We start from the raw sequence: 13,467 nt of genomic DNA, 5'->3' as shown, positions 1-13,467 counted from the left end.
GCCAGCCGGTGCGCGAAGCCATTCGGTCGTCGGCAATGTGGCCCGCGCCGGAACAGCGTCGTTCCGGTGTGGGCTCTTTTGTCGTCGGAAGTCAGGAGTAGAGATGACCGCAGTCGCCATCCCCGGACTGGACACCGCGCCGACGACGCACACTGGCGTGCTGTCCTTCGTCCGGGAGGTCGCCGAGCTGACCACCCCGGACCGCGTGGTGTGGGTCGACGGGTCCGACGAAGAAGCCGCCCGGATCAACCAGGAGCTGGTCGAGGCCGGCACGTTCGTGCAGCTCAAGTCGAAGCCCAACTCCTTCTGGGCCACTTCCGACCCCAACGACGTCGCCCGCGTCGAGGACCGGACCTTCATCTGTTCGGAGCGACCCGAGGACGCCGGGCCGACGAACAACTGGATGGACCCGGCCGAGATGAAGGCCACGATGACCGAGCTCTTCCGTGGCTCGATGCGCGGCCGCACGATGTACGTCATCCCGTTCTGCATGGGCCCGCTCGGTGACGAGAACCCCAAGCTGGGTATCGAAATCACCGATTTCGCCTACGTTGTCGCCTCCATGCGCGTGATGACCCGCGCCGGCAAGGCGGCCCTCGACAAGTTCATCGCGCCCGATGGCACCGAGCGTGAATTCGTGCCCGCACTCCACTCCGTGGGTGCGCCGCTCGAGCCGGGCCAGAAGGACGTTTCCTGGCCCTGCAACGAAACGAAGTACATTTCGCACTTCCCCGAAGAGCGCGCGATCTGGAGCTACGGCTCGGGCTACGGCGGCAACTCGCTGCTGGGCAAGAAGTGCTACTCGCTGCGCATCGCGTCGGTGATGGCGCGCGACGAGGGCTGGCTCGCCGAGCACATGCTGATCCTCAAGCTGATCTCGCCCGAGGACAAGGTCCACTACGTCGCGGCCGCGTTCCCGAGCGCCTGCGGCAAGACCAACCTCGCCATGCTGCAGCCGACCATCCCGGGCTGGCGCGCCGAGACCCTGGGCGACGACATCGCCTGGATGCGCTTCGGTGAGGACGGCCGCCTGTACGCGGTGAACCCCGAGTTCGGCTTCTTCGGCGTCGCGCCGGGCACCGACTGGCACACCAACCCGAACGCCATGCGCACGATCGAGAAGGGCAACACGGTCTTCACGAACGTCGCCCTGACCGACGACGGCGACATCTGGTGGGAGGGCATGGAGAACAAGCCCGCGCACGCCACCTCGTGGAAGCACCAGGACTGGACGCCGGACTCCGAGGAGAAGGCCGCCCACCCGAACTCGCGCTACTGCACGCCGATGTCGCAGTGCCCGATCCTCGCGCCGGAGTGGGACGACCCGAAGGGCGTGCCGATCTCGGCGATCCTGTTCGGCGGCCGCCGCAAGACGACGGTGCCGCTGGTGAACGAGGCCCGCGACTGGCAGCACGGCGTGTTCATGGGCGCCACCATGTCGTCGGAGACGACGGCCGCGGCGGCCGGCGCGGTCGGCAACGTGCGCCGCGACCCGATGGCGATGCTGCCGTTCCTCGGCTACCACGCCGGTGACTACTTCAAGCACTGGCTGACCCTGGGCAAGAACGCCGACGCGAACAAGCTGCCGAAGATCTTCTACGTCAACTGGTTCCGCCGCGGCGACGACGGCCGGTTCCTGTGGCCGGGCTTCGGCGAGAACTCGCGGATCCTGAAGTGGGTTGTCGAGCGCGTCGAGGGTCGTGGCAACGCGGTCGAGACGCCGATCGGTTTCGTGCCGCGCGCCGAGGACCTCGACACCGAGGGTCTGACCGAGCCGATCGAGGACATCCAGGCCGCCCTGGATGTCAAGCCCGAGGAGTGGCGCGAGGAGCTGCCGCTGATCGAGGAGTGGTTCGAGAAGATCGGCGACAAGGTTCCGACGTCGCTGCGTGACGAGCTCGACGCGCTGGCCCAGCGCCTGAGCTGAGCTCCCTGAGACAGAGGGGGACGCTTCCCGGCCGCATCCGGGAGGCGTCCCCTTCTTCCTTCTCCGGGGTAGTTTCGCGACCATGAGACCGTTCCGCTTCGGCGTCGCGATGTACGTGCCCGGCTCACGCGCCGAGTGGGTGGCGAAGTGCCGCCGCGCCGAGGATCTGGGGTACGACGTCATCGGCGTGGTCGACCACCTCGGGCGGGCCGCGCCGGTGCCCGCGCTGCTGCTTGCCGCCGAGGCAACCGAGCGGGTCCGCCTGAACACTTACGTGCTCAATGCGAGCTTCCACAACCCCGTGCTGCTGGCCCGCGATCTCGCCGGGCTCGACGAGTTCACCGGCGGCCGCCTCGAGGTCGGCATCGGCGCCGGGTACGTCCGCGCCGAGTTCGAGGCCGCCGGGATCGAGTGGGGCACGCCCGGGCAGCGGTACGAGCGGGTCGTCCGCGCGGTCGCCGAACTCGGCCGCGCCTTCGAGGGCCGCCCCCGCCCGCCGCTGCTGCTCGGCGGCCGCGGCGACCGCATGCTGACCTTCGCTGCCGAGCACGCCGACACCATCGCCCTCACCGGCACCGCGCCCGGCGCCGCCGAAGGACGGCTGGCCTTGGCCGGCCGCGCCGCGCTCGCCGAGCGCGCCGGGTTCGCCAACCGGGCGCTCGGCGGCCGCGACGCCGAGCTCAACCTGATGGTCCACGTCGTCCGGATCACCGGTGACCGGCGGACGGCGCTCGAAGCGGCGCACCGGCTCGTGCCGCACCTCGGCGTCGACGAGCTGGGCGACCTCCCGACCGTCCTCGTGGGGTCCGCCGAAGCCGTCGCCGGCCAGCTGCTGCGCACTCGCGAGACGTTCGGCATCAGCTACTTCACCGTGCTCGAGGACGACCTGACCCGGCTGGCCCCGGTGATCGAAAAACTCCGGTGAGTACCTTGGGATCATGACTGGGGAATTCCGCTTCGGTGTCAACATGGTCGTTCCGGACAGCCGCGCCGCGTGGGTCGAGAAGTGCCGCAAGGTCGAGGACCTCGGCTACGACGTGCTTTCCGTCGCCGACCACCTCGGCATGGCCACGCCATTCCCCTCGCTGGTGCTCGCCGGCGAGGCCACTTCCCGCGTCAAGCTGAACACGTTCGTGCTCAACGCGCCCTTCTACAACCCGGTGCTGCTGGCACGGGACGTCACGGGCACCGACCAGTTCACCGACGGCCGGCTGGAGCTGGGCCTCGGCGCCGGGTACGTCAAGGCGGAGTTCGAGGCGGCCGGGATGCGGTTCCCGTCCGCAGGCGAGCGCGTCGACCACCTCGAACGCACGATCCTCGAGCTGAAGCGGTGCTACGCCGACCCTGAGCACAAGCCGTCGCCCGTTCGCCCGCAGGGTCCGCCGCTGCTGCTCGGCGGCCGCGGCGACCGCGTGCTCGGCCTGGCCGTCGAGCACGCCGACATCATCGGCTTCACCGGCACGGCGAAGACGCCGGATGGCGCGCCCATCGCGGCGGGCACCCCCGCGGACGTCGACGAGCGGGTGGCGTTCGTCCGGGGGAAGCTCGGCGAGCGCGCGTCCGAAGTGGAGTTCAACCTGCTCTGCCAGTTCGTGAAGGTGACGAACGACCGCGCGGCGGGCTTGGCCGAGCTCGAGCGGCTCGTCCCGGGCGGGATGAGCGCCGAGGAGATCGGCGAGCTGCCGATCGCGCTCGTCGGCACACCGGCCCAGATCGCCGACCAGATCCGTGGGCACCGGGAGCGGTGGGGCTTCACCTACTTCACCATCCTCGAAATGTTCCTCGACGAGTTCGCCCCGGTGCTCGAGCACCTCCGATGATCGACGCACGGGGCATCGGGGTCCGGGCCGGCGAACTGTGGCTGTTCGACGACCTGGACTTCTCCGTCGACCCCGGCGAGTGCGCCGCGATCGTCGGGCCGAACGGGGTCGGCAAGTCGACTTTGCTGCGCTGCTTCTACGGCATGCAGAAGCCACAGCGCGGCCGCGTGCTCGTCGACGGCCGCGCGCCGGACGAGCGGGACGTCGAGTTCCGCCGCAAGGTGTCCGTGCTGTTCGACGACTCCGACTTCTTCGCCGAGCTGACCCCGCTGCAGCACCTCGAACTGCTGTCCGGCTCGTTCGGCGCCGACCTCGGCGACCACGAGGAGCTGCTGCGCGACGCGGGGCTGGGCGACCGCATGCGCGTGACGTCCGGGCACTTCTCGGCGGGCCAGCGCCGCCGGCTGCTCCTGCTCGGCGTCACCGCGCGGCCGCACAAGCTGCTGCTGCTCGACGAGCCGGAGCGCGCCCTCGACGTCGAGGGCAAGGAATGGCTGGTCGAGCTGATCGCCCGCTCGACGGCGGCCGGCGCCGCGGTCGTGGTGGCGACGCACCACCCGCCGTTGCTGGAAGCCGCCGACAGCACGCTCGAGCTGTGGTGACCATCGCGCCTCGCCGGATGCGGATCCCGGGCCGCAAGCGGTTCGGCGGGATCTTCAGCGGCGACACGGCGTCGTTCGTCTTCCTGTTCGGCTTCGGGTTCCTGTTCACCGCGTTCTTCCACGTCGACGGCTGGCGCCAGGCCGTCTACGGCTCGGCGCACGTCGACTTCCCGGCCGTGCTCGGCCTGCTCACCCTCTGCTGCGCGGTGGGTTGGCGCGGCCTGCTGCGCCGCGGGTTCGCGTGGGTCGAACCGGCGGAGCTGACCTGGCTCGACTTCGCGCCGGTGGACCGCGGCCGCGTCGTCACGCTGCGGCTGCTCGGCGCCTGGACCGGTGTCGTCGCGGTGACCGGCTACCTGGCCGCGCTGATGCTCGCGGTCGGCGGCGCGGGGCTGGACCAGTGGCGCGCGGGCATCGCCGTCGTCGCCGCGACCGCGGTGGTCGCGTTCGTGTCCGCGCGGCGGACGTCGCTGCGGTTCGACGCGTTCGGTCCGCTGGTGCTGGCGGTCTTCGGGCTGGCAATCGCCGCGTTCGGCCTCGGCCCGGCGACCGTCGAGCTCGCCGCGGCGGGCGTGCTGATCGCCGCGCTGCCACTGGCCTTCGGCGGCGAGCCGGTCTCGCGCGCGGGCCGGTCCACGCTGCTCGCCGGGTGGGACGGCCGGGTGCTGCGCTCGGTCGCCGTCACCTTCCTCGACCCGATGATGCTGCTCCCGCCGTCCGCGCCGATCGGGCTGTCGGTCCGGCGGCCGACCCCGCTGCGGCTGGCGGTGGCGGGCACGCTCGGCCGGTCGCGGTACGCGGGCGCGGCGGTGCTGGTCGGCTTCGCCGTGGTCGTCGCGCACATCGCGTTGCCGACCCTGCCGGGCGCGGTCCTGGCCGGCATCGGCGCGTACGTCGCGCTGACGCCGTTCGGCGCCGGGCTCGGCGAGCTGTGGCGCAACCCGGGCCGCCGCCGCTGGCTCGGGTCGCCGAACCGCGACCTCGTCGTGGCGCACGGCGTGGTGCTCGCGGGCACCGGTCTGCTCTGGGCGGGCGTGCTCGCGGTGGTCACCCTCGCGGGTGGGACGTCGTTCGGCGCCGGCGCGTGGCTCGCCGTGCCGCTGGCGGTGCTTTCGATCCTGCGCACGGTCAGGCGGACCGCCGTTGACTACGCGAATCCGGGTTTCGTCGACACCCCGGTCGGGCCGATGCCCGCCAACCTGACCCGGCAGCTGTTCCGCGGTCCCGACCTGCTGGTGCTCGGCATCGTGGTGCTGTCTGCCGCCGTTTGACCTACGCTCGTTGCGTCGAAGGGAGCAGCGGTGGGCGGCGGACACGCACCGGGCGTCGGACGGCGGGCGACCAGTGAGTTCCCGCCCGGCTGGAGCGACGAGCACATCATCTCGGTGGTCAAGGACGTCGCGAACGACCCCAGCGAGGCCCGGCGGCGGCAGTGCAACGGCCGCTGGCGCTGTGCCGGCGAGCGCTTCAACGTGCACCTGATCGTGCTGGTCGAGGAGAACGGCCACGTCCACACGGCGTACCCGGTGGCGGGCCCCGGCGTGGTCCGCAACCCCGACGCGGCCCGCGACCCGGCGAACCCGACGGTGGCCGACCTCAAGGACAACCGGATCAGCTTCTTCGGGGACAGCGTCCTGACCCAGCTGGCCGACCGCCTGTCCCCCGAGGACTACACGCACTACCGGACGCTGCTGTGGTCCGGCGAGTGGGAGGAGTTCGCCGACGTCCTGGCGGCCCACGCGGTCAAGATCGGCTTCGCGTTCTCGACGGACGAGTTCTCCGACTTCGAGCGGCTCTTGAACAGCTACGACCTGCCGGTGCCGGCGTGCGCGTTCCTCAACGACCGCGAGCACATCCTCAGCCAGCTTCGCCCGGTCTAGCGGAAGTCGTACCCGGTGAAGTTCGCGATCGGACGGTAGCCGAGGCGCCGGTACAGGGCGTTGCTGGTGACGTTGGCGGGATCGGTGTAGAGGACGACGTCCGTCGCGCCCGCCGCCAGCGCGGCCTGGCTCACCGCGAACGTCACCGCGCCCGCGTACCCGCGGCCGCGGAACCGGGCCGGGGTGTAGACGGGGTCGACCCGGACCATGCCGGCCACCATCGGAGTGGAACCGGCCATGGCGACGGGGACGTCGGTCGCCCAGAAGGTGAACCGCTTGCCGGCGAAGTTCGAGGCGGCCCAGGACCGCTCGTCGGCGAAGGGCGGCTGCCCGACCGCGGTGGCGAACTCGCTGCACCAGCGGATGACCTCCGCGCGGTCCGGTGCGTCGGCGACGTGGCCTTCGGGCATCGGCTCCGGCGGGGTGAGCGTGCCGAGCCGGTGGAGCCGGACCCGCACCCCGGGCGCCGGCACCGCCCCGGTGTGCCGCTGCCACGCCTCGGCGAAGGCGGCCGCGGAGTCGTCTTCCGCGGTCACCCCGCCCAGCGGGTGGCCTGCCAGTTCCGCGGCGAGGGCGCCGGCCTGACCGGGTTCGACCGCGGTGAGGATCAGCCGTTGCGACGGGCGGCGGTAGCAGATCGCGCGGACCTCGCCGTCCTCTTCCAGGCGGCCGAAGAGGGTGCCCTTCTCCTCGTCCGTCCGCAGCTTTTCCAGCCGGGTCAGCTGCGAGGTGTGGAGCGCGGGTCGCGAGCGCAGGAAGTCGCCGGCGTGGGTCAGGAAGTCGTCGATGTCCTCGGTGAGGTGCCAGCTCATGTCCGGCGGTCAGCTCGCCTGGGACAGCGGTGGTGACGCGGTCGCCGCGACCGTCGCGCGCAGCTCGTCCAGCGGCAGGCCGACCGCGTCCGCGATGGCCGTGACCGTGAAGAACGCCGGCGTCGGGATGCGCCCGGTTTCGATCTTCCGCAGCGTCTCGACGGAGATCCCGGCCTCCGCGGCGACGTCGACCATGCTCCGGCCGGCCCGCGCCGTCCGCAGCGCCTGGCCGAGGCGTTCGCCCCGTTCGCGCTCTTCGTCCGTCAGCGGTACCCGCACCATGACCGTGATTCTAATACCAGAGTTGTCCACAGGTGGTGGACAACTCTGTGCACAGGTGTGGAAAAGGCCCCGCCGATCCGGAGATCGGCGGGGCCCCACCACATCTAGTGCCCTCAGGCGCCCGGAGGCACCGGAAGTGGCATGCCGGGCAGGCTCTGGTCGTTCGGCACGACGCCGTCGACCAGGTAGGCCTCCACGACCTTGTCCACACCCGCGTTGCCGCCGGCGTAGATGCCGTGGTCACCCTCACCGGTGATCGTCAGCATCCGCGAGTTGTCGAACGCCTTGTGCGCGCGGCGCGCACCCTCGATCGGCGTCGCCGGGTCGTGCTCCGACTCGACGATCAGCACCGGCGGGACACCCTTGCCGTTGAGCACCGGCAGCGGCGCCGGCGGCTTCTGCCAGAACAGGCACGGCTGGATGAACCAGCCCGCGCCGAGCAGGGGCAGCTGCTGGTCGATCAGCTTCTGCGACTGCTTGATGGCGCTCTGGGTGGAGCCGGTCCACGGACCCTCGTTGCAGGGGATCGTCCAGAACGACGCGTCGTAGGCGTCGCCGTCGGTCGGGACCATCAGCGGCTGGGCGCCGGAGGTCTCGGTGCTCTTGTCGGCGGCCTTGACCTTCTGCGCGGCCGACGTCTTGGCCTGCGCGGACGCGGTGCCCTGGGTCAGCGTGCGGACGCTGACCAGGTAGTCGGCCAGACCCGGGAACGACCGCTTCGAGTAGATCGAAGACGCGATGAACGAGTCCAGGCCGTTGGCCGAGACGGTCGAGCCGTCGGGCAGGGTGACCGCGCCCTGGGTCAGGGCGTAGCGGACCTGCTCGTAGGTCTGGCGCGCGGCCTCGCCGGTGGTGCCGAAGTGGTAGAGCTTGTCGTACTTCGCCATCCACGGGAGGAAGTCCTGCCGCCAGCGGCGCTCGAAGCCGAGCGGCTGCCAGTCGAACGACTTCTGCCAGGTCGTGGTGAACTCCGTCGAGGAGTCGAGGACGAACCGGCCGGTGCGCGTCGGGTAGGCCTGTGCGTAGTGCGCGCCCATCCAGGTGCCCGCCGAGTAGCCGACCCAGTTGATCTTGTCGCGGCCGAGCAGCACGCGCAGCAGGTCGATGTCCTTGACCGTCTGGTCGGTGTTGATCAGCGGGCCCAGCTCGCCGGACTTCTGCTGGCAGGACAGCGCCGCGTACTTCGTCGCCTGGAGGATCAGGTTCAGGTTCTGCTTGCTGCGGTCACGCGGGTCGAGGTCCGAGCCGGTGCCGATGGCGCCACCGCACGTGATGTTCGTGCTCTTGCCGGTGCCGCGCGGGTCGAACCCGACGATCTCCTGGTGCTCGCGCAGCTTGGGCTGGTTGCGCAGGCGGGCCGGGAAGTTGCGCCCGGGCGCCCCCGGGCCGCCCGGGTTGGTGACGACGCTGGCCGTCGCGTCCTTCGTCGCCTTCAGCCTGCTGACCGCGATGGTCAGGTCGATCTGGGCGTTCGCCTGGTACCAGTTGCGCGGCGTCTTGTAGGTCGCGCACTCCATGTCCTCGGCGCCCGCGGGCGGGGCGGTGGGCAGCTCGGCGGGGACGGCGCACTTGTGCCAGTCCAGCTTCTGGTTCGCGTACTGCGGCGGGATGTTCGTGGAGTTCAGCGGCTGCTTGCCGGCCGCGGCATCCTGGCCTGCGAACGCAGGGGTGAACCCGGCCAGCAGGGTGCCGGCGATCGCCGGGATCACCACCGCGTAGCGGAGTCGTGTCATACGGTTGCCCCTTATCGGGTTTTCGCGTGCGAGTCCGGCTATTCCTATAGGCCGGGTGGGGGCGGGGCAACCGACGTTGGTCGGCATCGCGGATCGTGGCGATCAAATCGATATCGGACAGACGTGACTCCCTGTCACCGAGGTCTTAAGGTCAGGCGGTCGGTTACAGGAGTGTTAGGTGAGGTCCGATGTCGACTGCGAAGCACGACGGAAAGGTGCGCGGGTTGCGGTTCAGCCCGTGGAACCTGCTCCTGATCGTCCCGCTGCTGGTCCTGGTCACGCCACTGTTCAACATGGACGGTCCGCGGCTGTTCGGGATGCCGTTCTTCTACTGGTTCCAGTTCCTCATGGTGGCGGTCGGGGTGCTCAGCACCTGGATCGTCTACCTGATGACGCGGGACAAGCCGACTGTTGACGCGCCGGACAAGCTGAGCGTCGAGGACCTGGACGAGGGGGACGCTCGATGAGCAACCTGCAGTGGCCCGAGCTGATCATCTTCACGGTCCTGTTCGCGCTGGTGACCGTCCTCGGCTTCATGGCGTCCCGCTGGCAGCGCGGCAGCACGCTGGACCACCTGGACGAGTGGGGTCTCGGCGGCCGCAAGTTCGGCTCGTGGATCACGTGGTTCCTGCTCGGCGGTGACCTCTACACCGCGTACACGTTCGTCGCGGTGCCCGCGCTGGTGTTCAGCGCCGGCGCGCTCGGCCTGTACGCGCTGCCGTACACGATCGTCGTCTACCCGATCGTGCTGCTCCCGGCACTGCGGATGTGGTCGGTTTCCCGGGTCCGCGGCTACGTGACCCCGGCCGACTTCGTGCGCGGCCGCTTCGGCTCGCCGATCCTGGCGCTGCTGGTGGCGATCACCGGCATCGTCGCGACCATGCCGTACATCGCGCTGCAGCTGGTCGGTCTCGAAGCCGTGCTGCGGACGATGGGCATCAACGGCTCCGGCATCGTCGGGCACCTGCCGCTGCTGGTCGCGTTCGTGATCCTGGCCTTCTACACCTACCAGTCCGGCCTGCGGGCGCCCGCGCTGATCGCGTTCGTCAAGGACATCCTGATCTACATCGTGATCCTGGTGGCGATCATCTACCTGCCCTCGAAGCTGGGCGGCTGGTCGCACATCTTCGACGCGGCGGCGAAGAAGCTCGGCACGCCGAGCCCGGCCACCGGCAAGCCGGCCGGGTCGATCCTGCTGACCGCCAACAACCAGCTGCAGTACGCGACGCTGGCGCTGGGTTCGGCGCTCGCGCTGTTCCTGTACCCGCACTCGCTGACCAGCGTGCTGGCTTCGCGCGGCCGCAACGTGATCAAGCGGAACATGGTCGCGCTGCCGGCGTACTCGCTGGTGCTGGGCCTGCTGGCGCTGCTCGGGTACGTGGCGATCACCGCCGGCGTCAAGCCGCTGACGAACGCGGCGACCGGCAAGGCGGACGGCAACACGATCGTCCCGGTGCTGTTCGACAACCAGTTCTCGTCGTGGTTCGCCGGCATCGCGTTCGCCGCGATCGGCATCGGCGCGCTGGTGCCCGCCGCGATCATGTCGATCGCCGCGGCCAACCTGTGGACCCGCAACATCTACAAGGAGTACATCCGCAAGAACGCGACCCCGGCCGAGGAGGCGAAGCAGGCGAAGCTGGCTTCGCTGGTCGTGAAGCTCGGCGCGGTGGCCGTGATCATCCTGATCGACCCGCAGTTCTCGATCGACCTCCAGCTCATCGGCGGCGTGCTGATCCTGCAGACGCTCCCCGCCGTGGCGCTCGCGCTGTACACGCGCTGGTTCCACCGCTGGGGCCTGATCGCGGGCTGGATCGTCGGCATCGGCTGGGGCCTGATCATGCTGTACGGCATCCCCAACCCGGCCAACGGCAAGCTCCACTTCGGCGGCTCGGCGCTGGCGCTGGGCAACATGTCGATCTTCGGCTGGCACCCGTTCGCGGGCTCCCAGGTCCAGATCTACGTCGGCTTCGTGGCGCTGATCGCCAACCTGGTGGTCGCGGCGATCGTCACCGTGATCGCGCGGCAGCTGAAGGTGTTCAACGGCACGGACGACACCAACGCCGAGGACTACCACGCCGACGAGCACGACAAGGACCTGCGCCCGATCGGCGTCCACTAAGTCCACTGAGGACGGATGACCGCCCGGGAAACGAGGTAGAGCACCACGCCGTTGAGCAGGTGCCAGAGGAAGTGCGTGCCGACCGGGACGTATGCGCATACGTCCCGGTCGAGCGTGCGGAAGCTCAGCGAGAGCGCGAAAACCGCGCCCGCGACGGCGAAGTGCGTCCAGTGGGTGTCGCGCTGGAATGCGAGCACCGCGGCGAAGCCGAACAGCCCGATCAATGGGGCGAGGTAGAGCCCACCGCCCAGCAACGCGGTGCCGACGGTGAGCGCGAGAAACCCCGGCGCGGCAACCCAAGCCCACCGCCGGCTCCAGTACTCCCGCACGAACACCACGGCGTACACCAGCACGAAGGCGAGGATGGCGCCCGAGTCCGCGGCGCCCGCCCACCGCGTCGCGATCAGGTGGAAGACACTGCTCGCCACGAAGACGAGCCCGATCAGCACGGCGAGCAGCCGCCCCGTCCGATCCCCCTTGGCCAGCCGCCAAACCAGCACGGCGGCGACGAGGAACGCGAGGTTGCTGAGCTCGTTGAGCGGCTCACCCCAGAGCCCGGGCGCGACGCGTTCGCAGTACCCGTCGACGTAGTCCGTCACGAACACAGCCAACCACGACTAGCGTGCGGGGTATGAGCGACGTGAGCCGGTTCCCGGTGGTGGAACTCGAAGACCTGCCCGACGACCTGCGCGAGCGCGTCGGCGCGATCGCCGAGAAGTCCGGGTTCACCCCGAACATCTTCCGCGCCCTCGGCCACCGCCCCGCCGAGCTGCGCGCCTTCCTCGACTACCACGACGCCCTCATGGAACGGCCCGGCGGACTCAGCAAGGCCGAGCGCGAGCTGGTCGTCGTCGCCACGTCCGGCGCGAACCACTGCACCTACTGCGTCGTCGCGCACGGGGCCATCCTGCGCATCCGCGCCAAGGACCCCGAGCTGGCCGACCGCGTGTCGAGCAACCCGTGGCAGGTGGAGCTGGACGAGCGCGGCCGCGCGATCGTCGACCTCGCCCTGTCGCTCGCCCAGGACTCGGCGCTCTTCGGCGAAGGCGACCTCGAAGCCGCGCGCAACGCGGGCCTGTCCGACGACGAGATCTGGGACGTCGGCGCGATCACGGCGTTGTTCGCGATGTCGAACCGGCTCGCGCACCTGACCGCGCTGCGGCCGAACCCGGAGTTCTACCTGCTCGGCCGCGCGCCGCGGTAGAACTTCAGGCGCCAGGTCTCGTCGGTAAGCGTGGGGCCCCAGTCGTCGAAGTCCACCTCCTGGACCAGCTCGAAGCCGGCCGCGCGGTAGATCGAACGCGCGGCGGTCAGGATCGAGACCGTCGACAGCTCCATCTCCTGGTAACCGTGGGCTCGAGCGAACTCGACGCACTCGGTGACCAGCCGCTTGCCCACACCGTGGCCCCGGGCCGACGGCTCGAGCAGCAGCAGCCGCAGTTTCGCGGTGTCGTCGTCCGGACCCCGGGTGCACGCGATGCTGCCGACGCGCTCGCCGTCGAGCTCGGCGACCCAGAACGCCTGCCGCGGGTCGCCGGACTGCTCGGCGAAGTCGGCGACGATCCGGGCGACCAAGCCCTCGAACCGGGGGCCGAAACCGTACTCACGGCCGTAGAGCGCGCCGTGACGTTCCACCACCCAGCCGAGGTCACCCGGTCGTGGCGGCCGCAGCACGAGCGCCGGGTCGCGACGGCGTTCGCCGACCAGGTCGCCGATCGTGCGCATCGCGGTCAGCAGCCGCTGCTGGTCTTCGTCGGCGAACCGGCGCAGCAGGCCGCCGATCTGCTCGGTGGACCGCGCGTTCAGCACGGCGAACGCGTCCCGGCCCGCCGCCGTCGGCCGCACGAGCTGGCGCCGGGCGTCCTCATCGGACCGTTCGCGCGCGATCAGCCCGCGCGATTCGAGCCGCGCGAGCAGCCTGCTGGCGTAGCCGGCGTCGAGGTCGAGGCGTTTGCGCAGCTCGGTCACCGGCAGCGGGTCCTGGTGGGCGAGCTCGAAGAGCACGCGGGCTTCCGGCAGCGAGTACTCGGCGTCGGCCGGTCCCTCGTCGAGCACACCGATGACGCCGGTGTAGAGCCGGTTGAAGGCGCGGACCGCGGCGACGCGGTCGGCGAGCTGCTCGTCGTTCATTGACCACCTCAACAAGTTCGTTGACGAAGTCAAAGGTTACTCGAGAAGCCGGTCCCGGCAAGGGAATTTCGGGGAAATGGGAAACCCCGCGATGCTGCCAGGTCGGGGGTCCGCCAGCATCACGGGGTCGTAGGGGGTATCGACAGCACTTTGCGTGTCGTT

Annotated in this window: 14 protein-coding genes; 9 read left to right on the top strand and 5 right to left on the bottom strand. The window is 70.3% G+C overall.

From position 1 onward, the window contains the following. Positions 1-103 precede the first annotated feature (103 nt). The 6 genes from AB0J40_RS06175 to AB0J40_RS06150 all read left to right on the top strand — a co-directional run bounded on the left by AB0J40_RS06175 (position 104) and on the right by AB0J40_RS06150 (position 6,229). Complete coding sequence (locus AB0J40_RS06175) at positions 104-1,927, top strand: phosphoenolpyruvate carboxykinase (GTP) (RefSeq protein ID WP_364448319.1); 1,824 nt, start codon at positions 104-106, stop codon at positions 1,925-1,927. Positions 1,928-2,009: 82 nt separating this feature from the next. Continuing rightward, the gene (locus AB0J40_RS06170) at positions 2,010-2,852 is read left to right on the top strand and encodes a TIGR03621 family F420-dependent LLM class oxidoreductase (protein ID WP_364448316.1); all 843 of its coding nucleotides are present in this window, start codon (positions 2,010-2,012) and stop codon (positions 2,850-2,852) included. 13 nt (positions 2,853-2,865) lie between these two features. Then, positions 2,866-3,747 carry an LLM class F420-dependent oxidoreductase gene (locus tag AB0J40_RS06165; protein WP_364448313.1) on the top strand — a complete coding sequence of 294 codons (882 nt, stop codon included), beginning with the start codon at positions 2,866-2,868 and terminating at the stop codon, positions 3,745-3,747. After that, entirely contained in the window at positions 3,744-4,349 is a 606-nt protein-coding gene (locus AB0J40_RS06160) for an ABC transporter ATP-binding protein (protein WP_364448311.1), read from the top strand. The genes AB0J40_RS06165 and AB0J40_RS06160 overlap by 4 nt, the downstream gene beginning before the upstream one ends. Beyond that, complete coding sequence (locus AB0J40_RS06155) at positions 4,343-5,620, top strand: hypothetical protein (RefSeq protein ID WP_364448308.1); 1,278 nt, start codon at positions 4,343-4,345, stop codon at positions 5,618-5,620. The genes AB0J40_RS06160 and AB0J40_RS06155 overlap by 7 nt, the downstream gene beginning before the upstream one ends. A gap of 30 nt (positions 5,621-5,650) precedes the next feature. Next, positions 5,651-6,229 (top strand): hypothetical protein, encoded by a 579-nt coding sequence (locus tag AB0J40_RS06150; protein WP_364448305.1) that lies wholly within the window; start codon positions 5,651-5,653, stop codon positions 6,227-6,229. On the opposite strand, the gene AB0J40_RS06145 is transcribed toward AB0J40_RS06150, so the two are convergent. The 3 genes from AB0J40_RS06145 to AB0J40_RS06135 form a co-directional block, all read right to left on the bottom strand. Beyond that, the gene (locus AB0J40_RS06145; protein WP_364448303.1) at positions 6,226-7,041 is read right to left on the bottom strand and encodes a GNAT family N-acetyltransferase; all 816 of its coding nucleotides are present in this window, start codon (positions 7,039-7,041) and stop codon (positions 6,226-6,228) included. The two genes, AB0J40_RS06150 and AB0J40_RS06145, sit on opposite strands and share 4 nt — an antisense overlap. Positions 7,042-7,050: 9 nt before the next feature. Then, on the bottom strand, positions 7,051-7,323 hold the full coding sequence (locus AB0J40_RS06140; RefSeq protein WP_364448300.1) for a helix-turn-helix transcriptional regulator: 273 nt from the start codon (positions 7,321-7,323) through the stop codon (positions 7,051-7,053). Between the two features lie 113 nt (positions 7,324-7,436). Next, positions 7,437-9,056: an alpha/beta hydrolase gene (locus tag AB0J40_RS06135; protein WP_364448297.1), complete on the bottom strand. Its 1,620-nt coding sequence runs from the start codon at positions 9,054-9,056 to the stop codon at positions 7,437-7,439. 188 nt (positions 9,057-9,244) lie between these two features. On the opposite strand from AB0J40_RS06135, the gene AB0J40_RS06130 reads away from it, so the two are divergent. Both AB0J40_RS06130 and mctP read left to right on the top strand, forming a co-directional pair. Then, positions 9,245-9,523 (top strand): DUF3311 domain-containing protein, encoded by a 279-nt coding sequence (locus AB0J40_RS06130; RefSeq protein ID WP_364448295.1) that lies wholly within the window; start codon positions 9,245-9,247, stop codon positions 9,521-9,523. Further along, on the top strand, positions 9,520-11,175 hold the full coding sequence (gene mctP, locus AB0J40_RS06125; protein ID WP_364448292.1) for a monocarboxylate uptake permease MctP: 1,656 nt from the start codon (positions 9,520-9,522) through the stop codon (positions 11,173-11,175). Before AB0J40_RS06130 ends, mctP begins: the two co-directional genes overlap by 4 nt. Here mctP and AB0J40_RS06120 read toward each other — a convergent pair. After that, positions 11,172-11,774: a hypothetical protein gene (locus AB0J40_RS06120; protein ID WP_364448290.1), complete on the bottom strand. Its 603-nt coding sequence runs from the start codon at positions 11,772-11,774 to the stop codon at positions 11,172-11,174. The genes mctP and AB0J40_RS06120 overlap by 4 nt on opposite strands. A gap of 32 nt (positions 11,775-11,806) precedes the next feature. Between AB0J40_RS06120 and AB0J40_RS06115 the strand changes: the two genes are divergently transcribed. Continuing rightward, on the top strand, positions 11,807-12,379 hold the full coding sequence (locus AB0J40_RS06115) for a peroxidase-related enzyme (protein WP_364448287.1): 573 nt from the start codon (positions 11,807-11,809) through the stop codon (positions 12,377-12,379). Here the strand turns inward: AB0J40_RS06115 and AB0J40_RS06110 are convergent. After that, a complete protein-coding gene (locus AB0J40_RS06110; RefSeq protein ID WP_364448284.1) occupies positions 12,352-13,305 on the bottom strand; it encodes a bifunctional helix-turn-helix transcriptional regulator/GNAT family N-acetyltransferase in 954 nt (317 codons plus the stop codon). The genes AB0J40_RS06115 and AB0J40_RS06110 overlap by 28 nt on opposite strands. Between the last annotated feature and the right edge of the window lie 162 nt (positions 13,306-13,467).

Source organism: Amycolatopsis sp. NPDC049691, from assembly GCF_040675005.1.
In the GTDB taxonomy this organism is placed as follows: Bacteria; Actinomycetota; Actinomycetes; order Mycobacteriales; family Pseudonocardiaceae; genus Amycolatopsis.
The sequence above is the reverse complement of the archived record's forward strand: the minus strand, read 5'-3'. Positions and strand labels throughout refer to the sequence as shown.

Excerpts from the sequence above, each read along its gene's own strand:
- AB0J40_RS06175 (WP_364448319.1), top strand. The coding sequence starts at position 104 with ATGACCGCAGTCGCCATCCCCGGACTGGACACCGCGCCGACGACGCAC.
- AB0J40_RS06170 (WP_364448316.1), top strand. The coding sequence starts at position 2,010 with ATGAGACCGTTCCGCTTCGGCGTCGCGATGTACGTGCCCGGCTCACGC.
- AB0J40_RS06165 (WP_364448313.1), top strand. The coding sequence starts at position 2,866 with ATGACTGGGGAATTCCGCTTCGGTGTCAACATGGTCGTTCCGGACAGC.
- AB0J40_RS06160 (WP_364448311.1), top strand. The coding sequence starts at position 3,744 with ATGATCGACGCACGGGGCATCGGGGTCCGGGCCGGCGAACTGTGGCTG.
- AB0J40_RS06145 (WP_364448303.1), bottom strand. The coding sequence starts at position 7,041 with ATGAGCTGGCACCTCACCGAGGACATCGACGACTTCCTGACCCACGCC.
- AB0J40_RS06140 (WP_364448300.1), bottom strand. The coding sequence starts at position 7,323 with ATGGTGCGGGTACCGCTGACGGACGAAGAGCGCGAACGGGGCGAACGC.
- AB0J40_RS06135 (WP_364448297.1), bottom strand. The coding sequence starts at position 9,056 with ATGACACGACTCCGCTACGCGGTGGTGATCCCGGCGATCGCCGGCACC.
- AB0J40_RS06130 (WP_364448295.1), top strand. The coding sequence starts at position 9,245 with ATGTCGACTGCGAAGCACGACGGAAAGGTGCGCGGGTTGCGGTTCAGC.
- mctP (WP_364448292.1), top strand. The coding sequence starts at position 9,520 with ATGAGCAACCTGCAGTGGCCCGAGCTGATCATCTTCACGGTCCTGTTC.
- AB0J40_RS06115 (WP_364448287.1), top strand. The coding sequence starts at position 11,807 with ATGAGCGACGTGAGCCGGTTCCCGGTGGTGGAACTCGAAGACCTGCCC.
- AB0J40_RS06110 (WP_364448284.1), bottom strand. The coding sequence starts at position 13,305 with ATGAACGACGAGCAGCTCGCCGACCGCGTCGCCGCGGTCCGCGCCTTC.